This window comes from Fictibacillus sp. NRS-1165 (assembly GCF_050468105.1).
Classification (GTDB): Bacteria; Bacillota; Bacilli; order Bacillales; family Fictibacillaceae; genus Fictibacillus_C; species Fictibacillus_C terrinigri.
On sequence record NZ_JBDPNU010000039.1, the window covers coordinates 1 to 21,240 of the forward strand.

Sequence of the window (21,240 nt, forward strand, 5' to 3'; positions counted from 1 at the left end):
CGAATTAAGGCAAAGTTAAAGGGTATGAGTCCGGTTCAATACCGGACTCAGGCCCAAGAAGCCGCCTAATATTTTTGTCTAACTTTTTGGGTTCAGATCATCAGCAGCTGCGGTTGTTTTTTTAAATAAGGCAGACCTCTTATTAACACTAGATCATCATCCCAGCCACCGCTGCTGATAACAAGCTGACGAGCGTTGCTCCATAAAGCAATTTCAATCCGAATTTTGCTACTTCGTTCCCTTTTTGTTCATGAAGCCCTTTAACCGCTCCTGTAATGATTCCGATAGAAGAGAAGTTGGCAAAAGAAACGAGAAAAACCGAAACAATGCCGACAGTACGCTCAGAAAGCCCTTTAAGCCTGGTGAGATCAAGCATGGCCACGAACTCATTGGATACAAGCTTTGTTGCCATAATCGTCCCTGCTTTAACCGTTTCGGAAGAAGGAACTCCTACAATAAATGCGAATGGAGCAAACACATATCCTAGCAGCTTTTGAAACGTAATGCCGAATGCCAAATTGAATACATCATTGATCGCGCTGATAAGCGCTACAAAACCAATCAGCATGGCCCCTACGATGATGGCTACTTTAAAACCGTCCATTATATATTCACCCAGCATTTCAAAAAAGGTTTGCTTTTCCTCCTGAATATCGATGATATCCTCTTCTGCCGTTACTTCGTATGGATTAATGATATTTACAATGATGAATCCGCCCAGAAGGTTGAGCATTAAGGCCGTTACAACATACTTGGGGTCAATCAGCGTCATATACGCACCAAGAATGGAGGCAGACACCGTAGACATCGCAGATGTACACAGCGTATACAGACGATGACGCGGCATATGGCGAAGCAGCTTTTTAACCGAAATGAATACTTCTGATTGCCCGAATACTGCTGAAGCGACGGCGTTATAAGATTCCAAACGCCCTAACCCATTGATTTTGCTTAGGAAAAATCCAATCCATTTTATAACGAATGGAAGAATTCTCAAGTGCTGTGCGATACCAATCAAAACGGATATAAAAACAATGGGCAGGAGAACATTAAAGAAGAATGGCATGGCTCCTTTGTTCGCGATTCCTCCAAAAACAAAGTTCACACCGTCGGCTGCATAACCGAGAAGCTTTTCAAAGAGGTTAGAGATACCATGTATGATAAATAAGCCAATCCCTGTATTCAGAATGATGTAAGTCAACAGAATTTGGAGTACGAGCATGATTACAATAGGCTTAAATTTTATTTGCTTTCTATTATTGCTGACGGCATAGGCAAGTAAAAATACAACAGTAAGCCCTAAAATAAAAATAAGGTATTTCAAGTGCTAGCGCCTCCTTTAAATATTTTTTATTCAATACCTTATACTACCCTCCACACTGGAACCTTTATCCTTGAAATTCGTCATAAAAAAAGCCGCCTAAGATGATAGGCGGCTAAGAAGTACAATCGGTTATGAAGGTTGATATCCACTGATAATGACCGGGAGCGCCTGGCTCAAGTGGGCATACGTTGAGATGTTTGAAAAATCCAATCCAAGGTTAACGGCAGTCTGGGCAATTTCGGGCCTGATTCCCGTTACGGTCGTTTCTACACCAAGTAAAGAAAGTGAACGAACGACTTGGAACAGTTCATTGGCTACCATAGTGTCCATAATAGGGACACCTGAAAGATCAATGATTAAATGCTCCAGTTGTAATTCCGTACATTTGTGAAGACTGCTTTCTTTAATCATTTGGGCACGGTACGTATCGATTTCTCCTACAAGCGGCAAAACACCAATGCCTGAAAATACAGGGATAACCGGTGCACTCAGTTCCAGAATCATCTGCTGCTGAGACAAGAGTCTTGCATCACTGATCTGTTGATAATAAACGGTAAACAATTCAATCACATGATCAAAGCTGGCATTTACTTTTGCGCTCCACTCCCCAAGGGTTTGAAGGGAGATTTGTTCTTCATTTTCGTTTACAAATTCCATGATGACAGTCCAAAAAATGTTTCTGAAATATTTAAAACTTTCCAAGGTGTCTCTTAGTGGCGTATCCCCATTTGCTCTTCGTACTGCCACCTGCTCTGACCAGGCAGAAAAGTTGACCTTGTCATTGATAAAGATTTTCGCCATGTTCTCAATAAATGTTCGGTTATATTGTTTTCGTTCTTCGCTGCCCCGTTCCCGGGAATCATCGGATTTTTCCTCATGGAGCTTCTGCCATTTCTCATTTAAAGCTTCGGTATTTCTGATCAAATACTCGTATAATTCACTTTCCATTGCCAATGGTATTCCCTCCTTATGAATCAATCTTCCTCTCTATAGTAACACTATTAATCAGTATAAATAAAAAAACTAGGCAATGGTTCATTGCCTGGCATAAACTAATGATTTCTTCTCGCAAAGTCAACGAACCGAAATTTATCGGGGCGGTGCCTCGATTCTGTATACTGAAGAAGGCTTGCATCATCAAGATAAACATGGTTTTTAACGACCACAACGTTATGAAATCCCTCAAGCGTTAACAGCCTCTGATCTTCCTCTGTCGGCTCCTCAACAACGATCTCTTTTTTCGCAAAGCTGATTTTTAATCCCAGTTCATCCTCTATATATTCAAATATCGAGTCTTCACATATTTCTTTTGTTAAACCAGGTACAAACTTTTCATTGAATATGTCCTTGTCGAGAATAATCTTTTCACCATCGATCTCCCGTATCCTCGCTACTTTCCAAACCATATCGTTCTTCGTGATATTCAACTCGTGCTGCAAAAAACGGTCCGGAGCCATTCTCACAAGTTCGTGGACGACGGTTTTCCACGGTTTCCCCAATTTTGATGCCAATTCTTTAAAGCTGACCAGTCCTGAAACTGGAAAATCAAACTTAGCCAGATCAAGAACGATTGAACCCTTTCCGCGGATTTTCTGAATAAAACCGTTCTGGGCCAACAGATTTAAAGCCTTTCTGATTGTTTCTCTGGAAGTTCTATAGTGTTCAGCCAGTTCATGCTCAGAGGGCAATTTCCTTCCAGGAGGAAATTCCCCTTTCTCAATCCCCTTAGAGATCTCTTGATAAATCGCCAGGTATTTGTTTGTCTTCATTTTTACCACCTAGTCTATTGTAACATTACTTAATAATGCGATAAACGATGGATTCGTAAGGCCTGAGCAGTATCCTTTGGAACTCATTGGAAGAGTCCTCGTAGTTGGACAAGATGACTTTTGCCTTCACTCCTGTAAACGCGAGCTCCTGTGGCGCGTGAAATTCCGTTTCTTTTCCATAAAAGTTGTTGATGACCAGCAGCATTTCATCTTCCGTATTTCTCGTATACGCAAAAATTGAAGGATGGTCTTCTAGAATTAAGTGATAGTCTCCTTCTGTGAGCGCATCCAGGGACTTGCGCATGGAGATTAGTTTCTGATAGTGGCTGAACACTGAATTCTTATCCTGGACCGCCCTCTTTGCATTGATTTCCTTATAATTAGCAGCTACATGAATCCAGGGAGTCCCAGAAGTAAAGCCGGCATTAGGAGTCTCATCCCATTGGACAGGTGTACGTGAATTATCTCTTGATTTTTGCTTTAAAATCTTGATAATCTCCGCTTCATCCCTTCCATCCTCTTTCAGCTTCTGATAGATATTCAGGGTTTCAACATCACGATAATCATCGATCGATTCAAAACCCGGATTCGTCATCCCAAACTCTTCCCCCTGATAAATATAAGGGGTTCCCTGCATACAGTGAATCACTGTTGCCAGCATTTTGGCTGATAGGGTGCGGTATTCCCCGTCATCATCCCCATACCGGGAAACAATACGGGGCTGATCATGGTTGCACCAGAACAGGGCATTCCACCCTCCTCCCTCGTTCATGCGTACCTGCCATTTTGACAAAATCCTCTTTAACGCCAGGAAATCAAAATCAGCAGCACTCCATTTTTCTCCATTAGGATAGTCTACTTTAAGATGATGAAAATTGAACGTCATACTTAATTCTTTGCTTTCCGGGTTGGAATACCGGATGCAATGATCGATGGAAGTGGAGGACATCTCTCCCACTGTCAGACTGTCATGCTTAGCAAATACCTCGGAATGCATCTCCTTTAAAAATTCATGCACCCTTGGACCATCTGTATAAAACCTGCGGCCGTCACCTGGTGGTACTGTTCCGTCATCTTCAGGAAACTCCTGATTTTTGGAAATAAGGTTAATCACATCCAGCCTGAAGCCATCGACGCCTTTATCGAACCAGAAGTTCATCATCTCATACACTTTTTTTCGAACCTTTTCATTTTCCCAATTAAGATCCGCTTGCGATACATCAAAAAGGTGCAGATAATACTGTTCGGTTGTTTCATCGTATTTCCATGCGGATCCGCCGAATTTGGATTTCCAGTTGTTCGGTTCAGCACCGTCCTCCGCATCCTTCCATATATAAAAATCTCTATATTCATTGTTCTTGGAAGAGCTTGCTTGTTTAAACCATGCATGGTCAGTGGAAGTATGGTTCACCACAATATCCATGATGACTTTTATTCCCCGCTTATGAGCTTCGTTCAGCAGTTGTTCAAAATCTTCCATGGAACCATATTCTTCATGGATTTTATAATAATCACTAATATCATATCCGTTATCCTTCTGTGGAGACTCATAGATCGGAGTCAGCCAGACCACGTCTATACCGAGCAGCTTTAAGTAATCAAGCTTTTCAATGATTCCTTTTAAATCTCCTGTACCGCTTCCCGTCGTATCGTTGAAGCTTTTCGGATAAATTTGATAAACCACCGATTTTTTCCACCATGGCTGTTCCATAGTGCTCACCGCCTATCTGTTGAATAGTTAAATGTTAGAAGCCGGCTCATCAATATGAGCCAGCTGAGTTTGAAATTATTTTGCTTTTTTCACCTTGGCAAACAGGTACGTTAATACAAACGGTACAACAACTGCGATAGCCATCCCAAAAAAGAAAGGCGCCCACTTGTCCGGGAAGATGGAAAGAAAGCCTGGTACTCCACCGACACCAATGGATGAAGCTCTCACGCTGTTGATCGTAAGGATGACGCCAGCGATTGCTGAACCGATTATTGCACAAATGAACGGATATCTGAATCTTAGATTAACCCCGAACAGTGCAGGTTCGGTAATTCCTAAATAAGCAGAAACAGCAGAAGTAAAGGATAGCCCCTTCACTTTTTCATCTTTTGTGATAAACATCATTGCGAGAGCTGCAGATCCCTGTGCAATATTTGAAAGAGCAAGCATCGGCCATAGGAAGGTTCCTCCTTTGCTGCCGATCAGCTGCAAATCCACCGCCAGGAAGGTATGATGCATTCCTGTCACAACGAGCAGAGCGTAAAGCCCTCCATAGATAAGCCCTCCTAACGCAGCAAAGTTGTCAAAAATACTGACAAGTCCGTCCGTCAGAAAATTAGCCAGACCGAATGTAATCGGGCCGATCACGATAAAGGAGAGAAAACCTGTAACAAGAAGGGCAGCCGGAGCGACAATCAGCAGTTTAAATGCATCCGGAACTCTTCGATTGAGAAATACTTCGATTTTCGCCAGTACGTAGGATGCCAGCAGCACCGGAAGCACCTGCCCTTGATAGCCGATCTTCTCAATCTGTAATCCAAATAAATTCCAGTGGGGTACTTTTCCTGCTTCGAGTGCTTTTCCGTAATCCCACGCATTAAGAAGACTTGGATGTACAAGCATTAAACCAAGTACAATTCCAAGCAGAGGATTTCCTCCAAACTTCTTGACGGCTGACCACCCGATCAATCCAGGCAGAAATGCAAACGCTGTGTTGGCGATCACATTGATGATATCCGCCAGGTCTTTCCAGGCCGTGTTTACATCAACAAAGGATTTGCCTTCATAAAAAATCCCTTGCCCCGTAAGAATGTTGTTGATTCCCATGAGCAGACCTGCTGTAACGATCGCCGGCAGAATCGGAATAAAAATATCTGCCAACGTTTTAACAGCCCTCTGCAAAGGATTCAATTTCTTTTCCGCTGCATTTTTAATATCTTCCTTTGTAGCTTTGCCAATACCCGCAGCCTCGACGAGTTCGTTATAGACCTTGTCGACCAGCCCCTGTCCAATGACTACCTGAAATTGACCGTTTGTTGAAAAAGAACCTTTTACCGCATCTACATCTTCAAGCTTTTCTTTATTAACCAGACTTTCATCATTCAATGCAAACCGAAGCCTGGTTACACAGTGAGTAGCTGCACCGATGTTTTCTTTGCCGCCTACAGCTTCAACGATCTGCTCTGCGGTTTTCCTGATGTCCATATATCCTTCCTCCTTGATACCGTTTACATAAGAATCTATAAAAACAGTTTTATTTTTTGAATCGCTTTCATAAAGAATGACAACTTGTATATACATGCCTTGTTTTGTATTGTAACTTGTATATACATGGTGGTCAACACTTTTGTTTTTATTTGATGTAAGTCGAAACTTTCGATGAAAAAACAATAGTTGTGGGATTTTTTTCAAAAGTCAAATCAAAACACTTCTAAGCGGTATACTGTTTATGTGTAGAAATGGTATAGCCATAAATATCATTTTGATTGCTTCATTAATAAAACCGGGCGGATATGCCTTTATTCTAATAAAAAGGAATGAGGAAGCATGACAAAAAAACTTAAGGAGCTTATTTCCAAACTTCAAAAACAGGGTGTAAACATTGACATTTGTTCAAAAACCGCACTGCTGGCCTTTCAGAATGATTTTGGGAGTGTAAAAAAATGAAGGTTTGGATCGGGGAGACATTCGAAAAAACGATTGACGGCGAAAAGATCACGGTCATCGATATTTACCCTGACAGCGAGAAACCATCGGACAAAATCTTTCAGAAGCTGGTTTACAAGTGGGTATAAAAACAGCTAGCTGTAAAAATAAAAAGGGATAAAGATCCTGATGCCGATCGTTCCTATCAGGATCTTATTCGTATTCTGATTCAGCCAGCAAGTTCAGCTCTTAGTAAAGACATTGCCTTTCAACTGGGGTACAAGATCCAACTCATCCAGCTTCGTACAGTGCTCCACATCCTCTGAAAATCCTCGTTCACGCAGTTCCAGTCCACTGCCGCAGTTCCAAATGATCTCTTTAATGTTTTCCTTCTGGTAAAGATAGGCACCAATACATACTTGGGCTTCCGGAGATTTACTCCCATTAAGTTTCGAAAGTATCGCGCCTGCACCGAGATAATCCTCGATGCCTGGTCTGATGTTATTTTCAGCCTCCTTCGGATTTTCCCATCTCTCACCGCATGCCACCACGGTGATGTCAGCACCTGACTGCTTTTGCAGCTGTTCTGCCTTTTCCGCAGCGGCCGATGCATTCCGCAGACAGCCGATCAGCAGTGCAGGAACTTTTCTGGCAGCCCAAATGCACGCAGCACCATTCAACGAACACATCACAAACTTTTTTTCTTGATCATGCAAACTGAATGATGCCGGTGAAAGAGAATGCGTTCCCCATTTCAATGCTTCTGCTCTTCCTGATAAAAGCTCTGCTCCGACTTCCACTGCATATTTTTTGGCTTCTTCATTGATCGGCGGAGGATAGGGAAAAATCTTAGCACCATAACTCAGTGCAGTGACAACTGTCGATGAAAAGCTTAAAACATCAACCACAACAATAATGTCTCCCCGCTCTGCTGCTTCCCTTGCTCCCCTGACTCCCCACTCTGTTTTACATTGATAATTTTGCTGATGGAATACAGACATTTTTTCAGGCTCCTCTCCGTCTTTCTGCCTTAATCGTATCAGCAGGATCATTAAATAGGTAGACTATTTTTACAATATTTGTTAAACTGTATACTGAGGTCTGAACATTTTCCGAATGTAAACCCGCTGCTCTTGCAGGGGGTTTTTTTGTGATTTGCATTTATTGAAAATATATGTTTTACTTATAATTGTCACAACAAGTATTTTCGAAATGAGAGGAACGATCAAATTGCACTCACAGCAGAAAGATGAATCTGTCGGCTTTTTAATTAACCAGGCAAGCAGGAAAATTATACATTTGCTTATGCATCGCTTTCGGGAATTTGACATAACACCCGAACAATGGTCCGTTCTTTATCAGTTATTTGAAGAGGGGGGCATTACCCAGAAGGAACTTGCCCGCAGGACGGCTAAAGATCAGCCAACCACGGCCAGAATCCTTGACATCCTCATGAAAAAGGAACTGATCAAAAAGCAGATGAGCGAATCGGACCGAAGAGCATTTATCGTTTCACTTACAGCAAAAGGAGAAAAAATTGCTGCCAGCACCGTTCCGATTGAAGCTGAGACCATGAAAGAAATACTTACTGGAATTGATCAGTATGATGTGGAACGTTTCAAAAAAGTGCTCGATCAATTAACCGCGAATATTGATTCAATCATCAACAGTTAGGAGAGTAATGCTATTGAATACACATCAAGAAAAACTTTGGAGCAAGGAATTTATCATCATCACCGTTTGTAATTTGCTTCTATTTTTAAATCTGCAGATGATTCTTCCTTCCTTCCCTGTCTATACTAAGGATGCATTTGGAGCCAGCGACTTTGCTGTAAGCCTCGTTACCAGCCTATTTGCCCTTTCCGCCATCGCCACCCGTTTTTTCGCAGCGGGAATTCTTCAAAAAGGAAGAGCATCCGTCATTCTTTATTGCGGGATTGCAATCGCTGCTTTATCTACAGCTGGCTATTATTGGTGCGGATCCATCCTGCTGCTTCTTGTGATGCGGGTCCTTTTCGGGATCGGTTTCGGACTGTCAAGCACTACCTTGCCTACTATGGCTGCTGATGTCATTCCCCCTAAACGGATGGGTGAAGGAATCGGCTACTTTGGACTTTCGACCAGCTTGGCCATGTCCATTGGACCGATCATCGGCCTTTCACTGCTTGGAAACTATGGGTTTGGCACATTGACTGCCGTCGGCACCGCCGTTTTACTCATTATTTTCCCGCTGGCTCTTGCCAACCGATCTGCTGCCGTTCTCCCGGCTCCGCCCCTTGCAAAGCCATCGGAAAAAAGCAGTCACAATACAGGAGAAGCTTTTAAAAAAATCGCACTGCCCGGATTATTAAACCTGCTTTTATCCATTACTTATGGAGGTCTGCTCAGCTTCCTTGCTTTGTACGGGAAAGAAGCTCATCTCTCTCATATCAGCTACTTCTTTTTATTCAACGCTCTTGCCATCTTTATCGTCCGCCCCTTCTCCGGGAAAATCTTTGACAGTAAAGGCCCTTTTATCTTGCTGACGTCGGGTGCCTCCTCCGTGATGTGCGGCCTGTTTACCCTTTCTATCGCCTCTTCTACGTCATTTGTTATTTTATCCGCCATGTTATATGGCTTCGGGTACGGCATGATTCAGCCTTCTGTTCAGGCTTGGATGATTAAAGAAGTTCATGTGGAACAGCGCGGCATTGCAAACAGCATGTTCTTCAATACTCTTGACCTTGGAGTTGCTGCAGGTTCGATGCTGCTAGGGCTGGTTGCCATGCATTTTAACTACTCAGGCATGTATCGCCTGTCTGCTCTCGTAATGGCGGTGTTTCTTGTCCTGTGTCTGGCTGGATTCCTTTTGAAAAAAGGAAAAAAGCCTGCGGAAGATGTAAGAAAATCAGCTTGATGAGTTAGAACTGCGGAGGGAGGCTGGAATTGAGCCTAATACAGCCATAATTGAGCCTAAATCCGAATAATTGAGCCAAACTCAATTTTACGCTTCCAAAAAATAACAAAAAATTGAAGACCATCAACTGGTTCTTCAAGCTTTTTTATGCTGATTTCGTTAACTTTTTCCGTTTTCTCACCCACCATTGAGCAAGGGGCAGAACAGCAAACATGATAAAGAAGATCCGAAACAGCTGATAACCCGTAACCATGGAAAGGTTCGCATGTACAGCAGAAGCCGTCACACCCATCTCTGCGATCCCGCCCGGTGCCGCGCTCAAAAACGCCGTCGTGAAATCCATCGGCGTCCATTTACTAAGCAAGTAAGCAAGCAATAAAGAAAACAGGACGAGCAGAAGACTGTTTCCTACCGTGTAAATGCTCAGCTTCTTCATATCGCCCTCCAGTTGAGGATTGAACTGGCGGCCAATGTGAATTCCGAGAAAAACTTGGGCGATGACGATCAAATAGGACGGAACATGAGGAGCATGCAATCCTAACGAAACGGATAATGCAACAGCGATCAAGGGGCCTGTCAGAAAACCTGCAGGAAGCCGAATTCTCTTTCCTCCCCAGGCGGCAGATAAGGCGATGGCTGCAAAAACCGCATACTGCATCCATGTCCCAGAGTCAGCAGCATTCACCTCGGGAGCGGCAGATGGCCGAACCTCACCGCCAATTCCGTGAATCGATAAAAAAGGGACGAAAAAGATGACAGATAATGAACGGATCGTCTGCATGAGGACGACGGTCGTTGTATCGACCTCCTTCGTCTCTTCGCTCATCACCACGACCTGTGACATACCGCCCGGAACACTCCCAAAGATACTGCTCGCCAAATCCATTCGAATGTGTTTTACCGTATAGAAGGCCAGGGCGAGGCAAAATAGAACGGTAATCATCGTTGTTGAAGCCATAAAAGGAAACTGAAGGGCCATTTCCTTTACGGTTCCGGCCGTGAAAGAAGTTCCAAGCATGGCTCCCAGAAAAACAATCGCAGTATGCCTGAATCCGATCGGCCAGTACAACGGCCTTTTGGTAAGCTTTCTCCATACCACGACCGCAGTGAGCGAACCTAACAGCCATGGCAATGGCATATGTATGAGCATAAACAGCAGGGCTCCAAAAGATCCTATGCATGCGGTTTCTGCTACCTTAAAAATTTTATTGTCTTTCATCAGTCTAGCACCCTTTCCTGCTGCCGCTGACAGAACGTCTTAGCTTTTGATATAGCGATAGATCCGTTCCGGCCTGCCGACCGAGCCATAGGAAAGATCAGCATCAATTTCAAATGCGGACACCAGATATTCCAGATAACGACGCGCCGTTGTCCTGCTGGCTCCAATCTCTTTTCCAACTTCTTCGGCTGTTAGGCCGGTCTTATGTTGTTGGATCGCATAAAGTACCTTTTTTAATGTAAGATGGTCTATTCCTTTTGGTAAAAATGTCTCGGGTTTCTTTTTAAATTCTTTCCCCATCAACATGTCGATCTGATCCTGATCCATCCACTCATTGGCATTGGACAGTTTTCTTACATTGTCTCGATAGTCTTTATATTTTAACAGAGTTTCCTTAAACCGATCGAACATGACCGGTTTGATAATATAATCAAAGATTCCTCCATGCATCGCCTGTTTCAGCACATGAATCTCTTTAGCCGCTGTGACCATGATAACATCAATTCCGGGAACAGCTCCACGGATCCATTTCAGGAGTTCCAGTCCTGACATATCCGGAAAGTAGATATCCAGCAAGATGAGATCTGGCTTCAGACACTCGATCTGTTCTTGTGCATCTGTTTTAGTTGTCGCTATGCCGGCAACAGCAAATCCCGGAACCTTCTCAACAAACCGCCTGTTAATTTCCCCGTCTACCTCTCTGATGCCGGCCATCAATTATATCCGATTCTCTTACGATCAATTCCAAGGCTTCATCATATGATTTGAGCTGGATCAATCCAGAGATCAAGTAGAGTTTATTTGAATATTCATGGGTCTGCGCGCGGAGTGAGTCGGCATAGCTTCTGACCTGAGAGAGCTCCTGGGTGAGCCGGTAAAGCTCCGATTTATTTCTGAAGGAGGAAACGGCCCCGATTACTTTTCTATGGTTATCGTAGATCGGTATGCGATTCGTTACCACGATCTTACTGTTGATTACAAATTCCTGGTCGAATTGGGGAGCGCCACTGTTGATGACTTCAAGCAGCTTTGACTCCGGAAGAACTTCAAGCACGTGCCGGCCGCAGATCTCCGTCGGTCTTTTTACATCCAGCAATGACATAGCCGCAGTATTGGCTAATGTGATCTGACCTTCCCGATTGATCGCGATAATTCCTTCTTTTATCGCTTCGAGTATCGTTTCCTTCTCTTGATACAGCTGGCCGATCTGGGCAGGTTCCAGCCCGTGGATTGCCTTCTTGACTCTTCTTGCAATAAAAACGGATCCCATGATTCCTAATATAAGGCAGAACATGCCCATCATAAAAATTTTGACCTTGTAAGGATGTGAAACCTCTTCAATTCCTGTCAATAAAAAACCGACAGATACGACACCGATGACTTCTCCTCGTTCATCGAAAATCGGAGCCTTCCCCCGTATGGATGGACCCATAGAGCCGATTGCTTCTGAGATTTGTTCCTTTCCTGACAGTGCTTTTTCATTATCACCGCCGACCATCTTCTTTCCGATTCTGTCGGACAGCGGATGGGAATAGCGGATGCCTTCCTTGTTTCCAACCGTAATAAACTGAGCACCTGTTTTTTTTCTGATTTTCTCCACGTAAGGCTGAATGGTTCGAGAAGGTTCTTTATCCTTGAATCCTTCAACAACGGTCCGGCTGACCGCAATGGACTCTGCTACGTTCAGTGCTCTTTGGCCCATCTGCTCTTTTAGCGTATCTGAAAACATATTTTGATAGAGTAAGGACAGGAGAAGGATGACAATTAAAAGAAGCGAGCAAATAAATAGGATCAATTTCGTCTGAAGCCTCATATGCCACCTCGAGCCGCTCATTTTTCCAATGAAAAAGCAAAGAAAAGACTGGCTGCACGCAGCAAGTCTCCTAAGCCTCTTCATTAATAATAACTTGTTTGCCTCTTAATTTCAGCAGGACCGGAACCAAAATCCATAATACGGCAATGACAATAAAAATAAGTGAGACTGGTTTTTGAATAAACACTAAAAAATCTCCGTTTGACGACGTTAACGCTCTTCTCATATTGTTTTCGATCATCGGTCCGAGTACAAGCCCCAGCACTAGCGGTGCCAGAGGGAAATCGTTCGAAGCAAAAAAGTAGCCGACAATGCCGCAGCCGATCAATAAAAAAAGATCGAACGTATTCACCTGGACAGCATATACACCGAATATTGAAATGGCAACGATCAATGGGAGGAGATATTTTTCCGGCGTTTCAATGATCTTCGCGAAAACCTTAACGAGCGGCATGTTTAGGATGAGCAGCATCAAGTTGCCGATGAACATACTCGCGATCAGGCCCCACGCAACATCTGGATGATCTTCAAAAAGCAGCGGGCCCGGCTGGATATTATACATGATCAGCGCGCCCATAAGGATAGCCGTTGTTCCTGAACCTGGTATTCCAAGAGTCAGAAGCGGAATCATCGCCCCACCTGAAGCTCCGTTATTCGCTGATTCAGGCGCAGCCACTCCGGCAATGGCTCCCTTGCCAAATTTTTCGGGATTCTTGCTTAGCTTCTTCTCCATAATATAAGAGAAGAAAGAAGCGAGTGTCGATCCGGCACCAGGCAGGACTCCGACGAAGAAACCAAGCAAAGAACCGCGGACAATAGGCCCAGAGCTTTCCTTAAAGTCTTGTTTAGTAGGAAAGATCCTTCCTACTTTAGCAAGGTCGCCCTCATTGTTTTCTTTGTGGAGGATGGTTTTAAACACTTCTCCAAGAGCGAACACCCCGACTGCTACGGTCAAGAATTCAAGGCCGCCGTATAAGGATGCGATGTCATAGGTAAAACGGGAAACGCCTGACACCACATCCATTCCGATGGTCGACAGCATCAGGCCGAACACCGTCATCATCCATGCTTTGTCATTGAGTTTCCCGCCAGTCCGCTCACCGCTGCCAGGCCGAGAAGCATCAAAGAAAAATATTCAGCGGGGCCGAATTTCAGTGCGACCTCTGATAGTGGTTCGGCCAAAAGAGCCAATGCCACCAATGAAACGATTCCTGCAAAAAACGAACCGATGGCTGCGATCGCCAGTGCAGAGCCTGCCCTTCCCTGTTTTGCCATCTGATACCCATCAAGCGTGGTCACGACCGATGAAGATTCCCCTGGTGTGTTTAATAGAATGGAAGTCGTAGACCCTCCATACATGGCTCCATAATAAACACCCGCCAGCAATATGATCGAACTGGTAGCCGCTGCGGCAGGTTCCATGCCGCCTGTCATCGATGCGGTAACGGGGATCAGCAATGCTACTCCACTCATCGGTCCAATGCCTGGCAGTACACCGACTGCCGTTCCAATCAGCACACCGACGAAAGCAAATAATAGGTTGTGAGGCTGAAGAGCGGTTTGAAAGCCTTCAGTAAGAAATTGTATGGCACTCATGAATGTCCCCCATTAACAACAATTTTTCCGCCTTATCCAAGCCAAACCGGCAATCCCGGCAGTGTGCCCTTTAGAATTTCTGCAAACAGGATATAAACACCGGCAGAGAAAAGGGCAGAGATGATCAGTGTTTTAACGATTCTTCCTCTTTCCATCGTCTGAAAACCAACGGCCAAAAACAGGAATGTGCTAAGGACATAACCGAGCGGTTCGAGAAGAAAAGCGTAGAGAACAGAAGCAGCCAGGATGATGACAAAACTTTTGTAGTCGAGTTTTTCTTTTCCTTTGTTATGAGCTTCATACTTTAATGTTTCGATGAACAGTTTGATACTTAACAGGCCCAGAATCAGGCCGAGCAAGAAGGGGAACACATTCGGCCCCACATTGCTGCCATATGAAGAGTGTGAAATCCTCTGGCTTTCGATCATAAAGGCTGCTCCCAGCACAAAAAAGAGCAGGCTTGCATACCGGTCAAATGTTTTACTCATGTTTCGACCTCCGTTTTTTGATGAAAAAGAACGGAGAAGAGCCCTTCTCTTCTCCGAGAGCAGCGTTATTTCTTTTCCATTCCGAGCGACTTCAGCATATCTGTAATTTGAGTTTCCTGCTCTTTAAGGAAACTCGTAAATTCTTTGGAATCCTTATAGTCCGCTTCCCACCGGTTCCGTTCAAGTTCTGCCTTCCATTCTTTGCTCTCTGAAAGTTTTTTAAGCTTCTGCTGCCAATACTTCTTCGCATCGGAGGCCATTTCTTTCGGACCGAAAACTCCTCTCCAAATCACAAATTCCGCATCAATTCCCTGTTCTTTTAACGTAGGAACATCTTTAAAATCACCAGATAGGCGCTCAGGAGACTCCACGGCAAGAAGCTTAATCTTCCCTGACTTTAAATATTCGCCTAATGAGGATACATCCGTCGCTATGACATCACTGTTACCTCCAAGAAGAGAGGCTACTGCTTCTCCACCGCCATCATAGGCCACGTATTTAATGGCCTTCGGATCGATCCCGGCCTTATATGCCGGCAGTATAGCGACCAGATGATCCATCGAGCCAGGAGCTGAACCTCCAGCGACCGTTAATGATTTAGGATTTTTTTCAAGTCGGCCAATACTTCTTTTAGAGTGTTATACTTCGAATCGGCTTTTACTGCGACCGCTCCATAGTCCTTTGTCAGCTATGCAAGAGGTGTCGTGTCCTTATATCCGAAAGGGCTGTTTCCCTCCTCTTTAAGGTTGTTTACAAGAATAGGAGGAGAATTCACAAACAGCTTATAATCATTCTTTTTGTCCTGAGACGCGTACTCGGCCATAAACACGGCGCCTCCTCCACCCGGTTTATTCTCAACCGTCATCGTCTGGTCCACCAGTTTCGTTTCCCCTAAGATCTTAGTAAAAGATCTTGCTGTTAAATCCCAGCCTCCTCCGGCACCGGATGGAGCAACGACCGTGATGGCTTTTTCCGGATAATCGGATTTTGCTGTTCCGTTTGCTCCGCTGCTGCATGCTGCGAGACCCAAAGTCAGAGAACCTGCCAATAACACCTTCGACCACAATAATGTCCTTTTCATTCCATACATCCCCTTTTTGTTAGCGCTTACATAAAATTATCATATCAATAGTTTTCAGAATTTATAGTTTATATACATAAAGAGCATTTTGTTCATAAAGTTCATATGTGTTTTCTTGGAAACTTTTACGAAGTGTAGTTTTAAGTTAGTTGGGGGAAAGAAGAATGAAGAGGTGAATATACGTGCATCGATTAAAGAAGGAAGATCCTCCATTAAAATCTGCTTTTTTTCATTTTATTTTTCCGTTCTCTCTTAAAAATGAATGCTTGGACGGACTTGTGGATTATCTAAAGAGCATTGGCTATAAATTCTTTGACCTAGAGGACAAAGCACAAGAGAATGCTTATTATGGCGGTGAGAACAAAGTCTCTCATAAAAACCTGAAACACTACTTTCTTCCGTTTACTTCAGACGTTTTATTCCCAAAAACGGAGGATCCCATTACATTTCGAAGGTATTCAAAACGTGTGGATATAAATGCTGAACTGCAATCTGGCCAAGTAAAGGCACCATTCAAATTCCATTCCATCGATGTGTTCTTGCTGCCGTTTGAACTAGGCTTCATTACCATTCGTACGGAGCTTAACCAAGTTTCATATTCTGAAGCGATTGAATTTGCTGCACGTTTCAGAGTGCTTGAAAACCGATCACGCGAGGATCGTGAAGCGGTCATCACCCACGAGGGCCAGCCTTACAAACAAGTGGAGAATTTTCTGTTTAGTGCCCTGCTTCCCGGCTTTACTTCTTATTTGAATGTCGAGAAGGTCAATGGAGCGTATTTTGAATCACTGCCCTTTTTTATCGATGAACGGATGTATGTGCAGGGGCTTTTTCAATTTCAGAGCGGGGCGGAGTTTGAAGAAACAGACTTGTTTCGGGGCTCCCAGCTGGATGGGGTCGATGAACAGGGCCGTCCTCATATGAGCGCGAGCAGCCGGGATTTTATTTATGAATACTGCTTGCAGAACAGCCATACAAGATGGGCTCCTCACACTTACTTTTTGGTAGATGAACATGTTTTTTGCTGTTTGACGAGTGAAGAAGATGGACAGGCCGCAAAGATCATCGATCAGATGTACGGAGAATATTATTACGGTTTGCTGTTAAATCTTTTCCATAAAATTGTACTTCTTCAACTGTCCAATGAATATGCCCATGTTCATCTCGAACGGGACAACAAGAAAACACAAAAACTGATCGGTGAGATCACGATGTTCTCAGCCAAATACTTCTTTTTGGAGCTTGCGACGCAAAGCCAGGGGCGGGAAATCTTCATCCTGCTGAAAAAGACCTTTAAAAACCAAGATTTATATGAAGATGTCAAACAGACGCTGTCCACTCTCTATCAATACCAGGGCGAAAAATCGTCCAAAAGGAATAACTATCTCATATCCATTCTAACCATCTATACTGTGATAACAGGAATCTATGGAATGAACCAAGTGATCGAAGAATTAAAAGGCCCTATTAAATGGAAAGCCTTTCAGAAGTTTGGTTTCTTTGAATACATCGCGTTGTTCGTTACGGTATCCGGCATTACCGTCAGCATCCTGCTTGGAATCTCCTTTTTGACCAAGTGGATCCGCGAAAAAAGAAACATGAATGGTATTGAGGAAAGAAAGAAGAACCCCAAATCTGATAGACATTTAACTGTTTCTTCTAAACTTTGAAAAATAGTTGAAAACATAAACAGAGGTCTAGTCCGCCTTTTGCTCCCTATCATATGATATCTTAACCGGAATTTTATTCTGGAAACCATTTCAAGGGGGATGCTCTAATGGGCTACGAAAAGCAAAAAAAAGATAAACACGATGACTGGAAAAAGAAGCATGAATCATCTTCCTCTTCTTCCTCTTCTTCCTCTTCTTCAAGCTCTTGCCACTGCAGAAAGAGAAGGAAAAAACACTGCTGCAAAAGACGTCACTGCGGCTGCTTCAGCTGGATCTAACCTTTAAAAAACGTCTAAAAAAGAAGAATCCTTTTAGGGTTCTTCTTTTTTTCGCTTTTAGTTCCGTGTTTTCAATTTTTCATGATTCTCACTGGAATCAGATCTGTATTTTCCTTTGTGAAGGAATTATAGGCTTTATTGATCCGAATAAACCCTTCTGTCGGCGGCTTCACTTTATTCGTCCTTAATGCCTTGATGTCCTCTTCATTTAAATCATTATAAATCATATCGTATTGTGAACCCGGCCCATTGTTCCGCCAGACTAGAAACTGCATCGGTCTTGCTGCATGCTCTATTGCGTTATTTTCAAACGTTGGATGGATAGCGCCGCTGGCCAGTATCCCGCGGTAGCTCCCCGTTCCTTCCGCTACATTTTTGATGGTGTTGTCTGCGATCAAAGCATTGGACCAGTTCATGAGACGGATCGCATCCTGACGTGTTTTCTCAATGGCATTGTGCCGGATGACAACATGATCATGATATTTGCCGCCAGAATATTTATGAGTGCCAACCGGACGGTCAAGATCATAGAACTCGTTATCTTTAATCGTGATATCCCGGTTGGGCGTACGGTCGAACTTGCTCCATTTCTGGCTCCATCCCAAGGTAGAATGGTCAGGAGTATCAAGGTTGATTGCTTCTTTATTCCTGTTCGGCGATGGCTTGGAATTCAGAAAGCGATTACGTACGATGTCCGCATGGGAAGTTGCATCCATTTCAATAAAGTGGCCGGATCACATGTTTCGAAACGTGATATTTTCCACCCTAACATTTTGGTTATGCCCCGCGATGATCGCGATGCCATCCTGTGAGTAATTCATATCAATAGCGGCGAAGCCCTCTCCGATAAATGTAAATTTTTTTCTCCTTTATATCCCCCATACACTCCGCTCTTGGCCGATTTGGATGGCCTTATCAGCTGAAAGATGGATTTTGCTGATGCAAAGGCACTCGTACCAGTCTTTGTATCTTTAACAATTTTCACGCCATCCTTGAATTTAAGCGTAACATTCGAAGGAACGTACTATGTATTTGAGATCGAGTACGTTCCCTTTTTTAAGATGAGAGTACCTCCCCCGGTCTTTTCAAGCTGCTGTTCAAGGTATGACCGAATCAGGTAATAATGCTTTGTATAGAAATTGTACGTACTAAAGTTCATCATGAGCCCTTTATACGTTTTACTGCTCGGATTCACTGTGTAGGTTGGTGCGGCGGCGCTGGCTTGAGCTGGAAGGATGATACTGGCCGCCAGGGCTGCTGACAAAAACAATTTCATTGCCTTTTTACGCATGGCTATTTTTCCCCCTATGAATGGCTTTCCACCTTTATTATCGTCCACTGATTTCCATTATTAGTTCAATATCTAGAGGGGCGCAAACAAAGATGATGTATACTTTTTTTCTTGCTGTATGGTTAGAAAAGTGTAAAATAGGAAAGTCAGATGGTTAATAATATGAAATTTTATATCTGTTTTAATGAATAGTCAGTTTTCATAGAAAGGTGGTTCCCTTGTTTGAATAAAAAAATCATACTTTATTGTGTTGGTTTCGCTGCGTTTTTTGGCCCTTTCACCCAAACGATCTATACACCGATCCTCCCTGAGATCCAGCACGAATTTCAGACCTCGGGGTTCATTGTGAATTTAACCATCTCTATCTTTACCTTTGTGCTCGCGATGATGCAGATGGTATATGGCCCGCTAACGGATAAGATCGGACGCCGTAGAATTTTGCTTCCGGCGATACTGCTTTATATTGCAGCTTCTGCTGGAGCCTCATTGTCTCCATCCATCTGGGGATTGCTGTTTTTTCGGGCTGTTCAGGCAGCTGGCATTGCTGCGGGATCCGTAGTGGCAACCACTGTTATCGGAGACATTTTTGAAGGAAAATCACTTGGGCGATCAATGGGCACCTTTCAGACACTGGTGACCCTTGGTCCAGTGGTAGGACCGGTTGTAGGCGGCTTTGTTGGTGGTTATACTGGATATCAAGGTGTGTTTTGGGTTTTGACAGGAACGGGCCTACTCATGTTTCTCGCTAACGTGAAGCTGCTTCCAGAAACCAAACCGGAAGGGCCGCAAAGAAAGGGATTCAGTTTTTCCGACTTTACGATTGTACTGAAGAATCGAACTGGGCTTGCGGTTGTCTTGCTGGGATTTATTCAATATTATTCGTTTTATAATTTTCTTGTATTTCTTCCGAATCTTTTGGCTTCCTTCTACGGATTATCGGCGAGCCAAAAAGGATTGGTCTTTCTTCCGATGTCGATGTTCCTTGTGATTGGCAGCTTTGCAGGAGGGCGGCTGCAGGAAAGAGGCAATGCGAGGACTTTCCTCATTATAACTTCCTCGCTAAATGTGCTGGCGACTGTACTGTTTGTTATCCTTTCGCCTTTATCATTGCCCGTATTGATTTTTAGCATTTCACTGTTTGGACTGTGCCTCGGATTATCGCTTCCTGTTCAAACAACCCTTCTGGCAAGAGCTTTTACCCAGAACCGTGCAACGGCGATCGGTGTTTATAACTTTTTCAGATATTTGGGAATGGCTGCAGGGCCGATTGTCGGTTCTGTGTTTTATCAGCTTGGAGACCGTATCGAATTCTTGTTTGCTGCTTTTCTCTTTGCTGCTGCCGTCATTTTTGCCCGCCGCCAGTTTTTGAAGACGGAACACTTTCAAGTGAACTAATATGCTGAAAGGGGACTCATATTGATTCAGAATAAAATAGAAGACGTTATGGAGGTCTGCCTTTTAGCAGGCAGACTTATGCTTCAGAACGGTGCTGAGACATACCGGGTGGAAGATACCATCACACGCCTCGCACAAAACTATGGAATGGAAGCGGTCCAGGTTTTCGTAACACCAACAGCTATTATTCTCTCCTTGCTGGAAAAAGGAAGTACGATGGATTATACAAAGATTGTAAGAATCGTCGACCGGTCGACAGATCTGCATGTGGTTGTCCTTGTCAATGACCTGTCACGAAAAGTCGCCCATGAATCGCTGTCACTGGAGATCGCACAAAAAGAATTAAAGAAGATCGAGGCCACTCCTGAAGCGTACCCTGCATGGGCTCAGATCGCAGCAGCCATTCTTGTGAGCGGCTGTTTCGCTCTTATGTTCAAAGGCAACTGGAACGACTTTACACCTGCCATGATCGCAGGAGGAGCAGGTTACGCTATTTCCTTATTTTCAAAACGATACGTTTCCGTCCGCTTTTTCTCTGAGCTGCTGGCCGCCTTCTTTATCGGCTTGATCGCGAAGCTCGCCATTACGACCGGCTTGGGGGATCAGCTGGATAAGATCATTATCGGAGCGGTCATGCCGCTTGTGCCAGGTGTGCTGATCACCAATGCGGTACGGGATCTCATGGCCGGCCATCTTGTTTCCGGAATCTCATTAGGAGCAGAAGCGATGCTGACCGCCTTTGCCATCGGAACCGGCATTGCCTTTGTTATCGTGACGCTGTGA

At 44.0% G+C, this 21,240-nt stretch carries 20 protein-coding genes and 2 pseudogenes; 8 read left to right on the forward strand and 14 right to left on the reverse strand.

Features of this window, described 5'->3' with window-relative positions; all coding sequences use genetic code 11:
• Nucleotides 1-69: IS3 family transposase (locus ABHN01_RS17000; protein WP_429876579.1), on the forward strand; the 69-nt coding region annotated here is incomplete at its 5' end.
• A 79-nt stretch (nt 70-148) separates the two neighbouring features.
• Here ABHN01_RS17000 and ABHN01_RS17005 read toward each other — a convergent pair.
• The 5 genes from ABHN01_RS17005 to treP all read right to left on the reverse strand — a co-directional run bounded on the left by ABHN01_RS17005 (nt 149) and on the right by treP (nt 6,289).
• Entirely contained in the window at nt 149-1,324 is a 1,176-nt protein-coding gene (locus ABHN01_RS17005; protein WP_429876514.1) for a NupC/NupG family nucleoside CNT transporter, read from the reverse strand.
• A 129-nt stretch (nt 1,325-1,453) separates the two neighbouring features.
• The gene (locus ABHN01_RS17010) at nt 1,454-2,272 is read right to left on the reverse strand and encodes an STAS domain-containing protein (protein WP_429876580.1); all 819 of its coding nucleotides are present in this window, start codon (nt 2,270-2,272) and stop codon (nt 1,454-1,456) included.
• A 104-nt stretch (nt 2,273-2,376) separates the two neighbouring features.
• Nucleotides 2,377-3,093 (reverse strand): trehalose operon repressor, encoded by a 717-nt coding sequence (gene treR / locus ABHN01_RS17015; protein ID WP_429876515.1) that lies wholly within the window; start codon nt 3,091-3,093, stop codon nt 2,377-2,379.
• Nucleotides 3,094-3,118: 25 nt separating this feature from the next.
• Nucleotides 3,119-4,804, reverse strand: coding sequence for an alpha,alpha-phosphotrehalase (gene treC / locus ABHN01_RS17020; protein WP_429876516.1), 1,686 nt, complete (start codon nt 4,802-4,804; stop codon nt 3,119-3,121).
• A 75-nt stretch (nt 4,805-4,879) separates the two neighbouring features.
• Complete coding sequence (gene treP / locus ABHN01_RS17025) at nt 4,880-6,289, reverse strand: PTS system trehalose-specific EIIBC component (protein ID WP_429876517.1); 1,410 nt, start codon at nt 6,287-6,289, stop codon at nt 4,880-4,882.
• Between the two features lie 458 nt (nt 6,290-6,747).
• On the opposite strand from treP, the gene ABHN01_RS17030 reads away from it, so the two are divergent.
• Nucleotides 6,748-6,879, forward strand: coding sequence for a hypothetical protein (locus ABHN01_RS17030; RefSeq protein WP_290398349.1), 132 nt, complete (start codon nt 6,748-6,750; stop codon nt 6,877-6,879).
• A gap of 93 nt (nt 6,880-6,972) precedes the next feature.
• On the opposite strand, the gene ABHN01_RS17035 is transcribed toward ABHN01_RS17030, so the two are convergent.
• Nucleotides 6,973-7,731 (reverse strand): 2-phosphosulfolactate phosphatase, encoded by a 759-nt coding sequence (locus tag ABHN01_RS17035; RefSeq protein WP_429876518.1) that lies wholly within the window; start codon nt 7,729-7,731, stop codon nt 6,973-6,975.
• Between the two features lie 229 nt (nt 7,732-7,960).
• Here ABHN01_RS17035 and ABHN01_RS17040 point away from each other — a divergent pair, with 229 nt between their 5' ends.
• Both ABHN01_RS17040 and ABHN01_RS17045 read left to right on the forward strand, forming a co-directional pair.
• A complete protein-coding gene (locus tag ABHN01_RS17040) occupies nt 7,961-8,404 on the forward strand; it encodes a MarR family winged helix-turn-helix transcriptional regulator (RefSeq protein ID WP_429876519.1) in 444 nt (147 codons plus the stop codon).
• A gap of 13 nt (nt 8,405-8,417) precedes the next feature.
• Complete coding sequence (locus ABHN01_RS17045) at nt 8,418-9,626, forward strand: MFS transporter (RefSeq protein WP_429876520.1); 1,209 nt, start codon at nt 8,418-8,420, stop codon at nt 9,624-9,626.
• Between the two features lie 145 nt (nt 9,627-9,771).
• Here ABHN01_RS17045 and ABHN01_RS17050 read toward each other — a convergent pair whose 3' ends face one another.
• The 6 genes and pseudogenes from ABHN01_RS17050 to ABHN01_RS17075 all read right to left on the reverse strand — a co-directional run bounded on the left by ABHN01_RS17050 (nt 9,772) and on the right by ABHN01_RS17075 (nt 15,823).
• The gene (locus ABHN01_RS17050) at nt 9,772-10,845 is read right to left on the reverse strand and encodes an AbrB family transcriptional regulator (RefSeq protein WP_429876521.1); all 1,074 of its coding nucleotides are present in this window, start codon (nt 10,843-10,845) and stop codon (nt 9,772-9,774) included.
• 39 nt (nt 10,846-10,884) lie between these two features.
• The gene (locus tag ABHN01_RS17055; protein WP_429876522.1) at nt 10,885-11,559 is read right to left on the reverse strand and encodes a response regulator; all 675 of its coding nucleotides are present in this window, start codon (nt 11,557-11,559) and stop codon (nt 10,885-10,887) included.
• The gene (locus ABHN01_RS17060) at nt 11,525-12,658 is read right to left on the reverse strand and encodes a PAS domain-containing protein (protein ID WP_429876523.1); all 1,134 of its coding nucleotides are present in this window, start codon (nt 12,656-12,658) and stop codon (nt 11,525-11,527) included. The genes ABHN01_RS17055 and ABHN01_RS17060 overlap by 35 nt, the downstream gene beginning before the upstream one ends.
• Nucleotides 12,659-12,728: 70 nt before the next feature.
• Nucleotides 12,729-14,254 (reverse strand): annotated as a pseudogene (locus tag ABHN01_RS17065) (tripartite tricarboxylate transporter permease).
• 32 nt (nt 14,255-14,286) lie between these two features.
• Entirely contained in the window at nt 14,287-14,742 is a 456-nt protein-coding gene (locus ABHN01_RS17070; protein WP_290398341.1) for a tripartite tricarboxylate transporter TctB family protein, read from the reverse strand.
• A gap of 65 nt (nt 14,743-14,807) precedes the next feature.
• Nucleotides 14,808-15,823, reverse strand: a pseudogene (locus ABHN01_RS17075) (Bug family tripartite tricarboxylate transporter substrate binding protein).
• A gap of 182 nt (nt 15,824-16,005) precedes the next feature.
• Between ABHN01_RS17075 and ABHN01_RS17080 the strand changes: the two are divergent.
• On the forward strand, nt 16,006-17,493 hold the full coding sequence (locus ABHN01_RS17080; protein WP_429876524.1) for a hypothetical protein: 1,488 nt from the start codon (nt 16,006-16,008) through the stop codon (nt 17,491-17,493).
• Between the two features lie 159 nt (nt 17,494-17,652).
• On the forward strand, nt 17,653-17,778 hold the full coding sequence (locus ABHN01_RS17085; RefSeq protein WP_429876525.1) for a hypothetical protein: 126 nt from the start codon (nt 17,653-17,655) through the stop codon (nt 17,776-17,778).
• Between the two features lie 64 nt (nt 17,779-17,842).
• Here ABHN01_RS17085 and ABHN01_RS17090 read toward each other — a convergent pair whose 3' ends face one another.
• Together ABHN01_RS17090 and ABHN01_RS17095 are read right to left on the reverse strand one after the other, a co-directional pair.
• Nucleotides 17,843-18,487, reverse strand: a complete 645-nt coding sequence (locus ABHN01_RS17090) for a right-handed parallel beta-helix repeat-containing protein (RefSeq protein ID WP_429876526.1) — start codon at nt 18,485-18,487, stop codon at nt 17,843-17,845.
• Nucleotides 18,488-18,795: 308 nt separating this feature from the next.
• Nucleotides 18,796-19,062: a hypothetical protein gene (locus ABHN01_RS17095; RefSeq protein ID WP_429876527.1), complete on the reverse strand. Its 267-nt coding sequence runs from the start codon at nt 19,060-19,062 to the stop codon at nt 18,796-18,798.
• Nucleotides 19,063-19,284: 222 nt separating this feature from the next.
• Between ABHN01_RS17095 and ABHN01_RS17100 the strand changes: the two genes are divergently transcribed.
• Complete coding sequence (locus ABHN01_RS17100) at nt 19,285-20,457, forward strand: MFS transporter (protein WP_429876528.1); 1,173 nt, start codon at nt 19,285-19,287, stop codon at nt 20,455-20,457.
• Between the two features lie 48 nt (nt 20,458-20,505).
• A complete protein-coding gene (locus ABHN01_RS17105; RefSeq protein WP_429876581.1) occupies nt 20,506-21,240 on the forward strand; it encodes a threonine/serine exporter family protein in 735 nt (244 codons plus the stop codon).

Coding starts and splice junctions, on each gene's coding strand:
- ABHN01_RS17010 (WP_429876580.1), bottom strand. CDS start 2,272: ATGGAAAGTGAATTATACGAGTATTTGATCAGAAATACCGAAGCTTTA.
- treR (WP_429876515.1), bottom strand. CDS start 3,093: ATGAAGACAAACAAATACCTGGCGATTTATCAAGAGATCTCTAAGGGG.
- treC (WP_429876516.1), bottom strand. CDS start 4,804: ATGGAACAGCCATGGTGGAAAAAATCGGTGGTTTATCAAATTTATCCG.
- treP (WP_429876517.1), bottom strand. CDS start 6,289: ATGGACATCAGGAAAACCGCAGAGCAGATCGTTGAAGCTGTAGGCGGC.
- ABHN01_RS17030 (WP_290398349.1), top strand. CDS start 6,748: ATGAAGGTTTGGATCGGGGAGACATTCGAAAAAACGATTGACGGCGAA.
- ABHN01_RS17035 (WP_429876518.1), bottom strand. CDS start 7,731: ATGTCTGTATTCCATCAGCAAAATTATCAATGTAAAACAGAGTGGGGA.
- ABHN01_RS17050 (WP_429876521.1), bottom strand. CDS start 10,845: ATGAAAGACAATAAAATTTTTAAGGTAGCAGAAACCGCATGCATAGGA.
- ABHN01_RS17055 (WP_429876522.1), bottom strand. CDS start 11,559: ATGGCCGGCATCAGAGAGGTAGACGGGGAAATTAACAGGCGGTTTGTT.
- ABHN01_RS17060 (WP_429876523.1), bottom strand. CDS start 12,658: ATGAGGCTTCAGACGAAATTGATCCTATTTATTTGCTCGCTTCTTTTA.
- ABHN01_RS17070 (WP_290398341.1), bottom strand. CDS start 14,742: ATGAGTAAAACATTTGACCGGTATGCAAGCCTGCTCTTTTTTGTGCTG.
- ABHN01_RS17085 (WP_429876525.1), top strand. CDS start 17,653: ATGAATCATCTTCCTCTTCTTCCTCTTCTTCCTCTTCTTCAAGCTCTT.
- ABHN01_RS17090 (WP_429876526.1), bottom strand. CDS start 18,487: ATGGATGCAACTTCCCATGCGGACATCGTACGTAATCGCTTTCTGAAT.
- ABHN01_RS17095 (WP_429876527.1), bottom strand. CDS start 19,062: ATGCGTAAAAAGGCAATGAAATTGTTTTTGTCAGCAGCCCTGGCGGCC.
- ABHN01_RS17105 (WP_429876581.1), top strand. CDS start 20,506: ATGGAGGTCTGCCTTTTAGCAGGCAGACTTATGCTTCAGAACGGTGCT.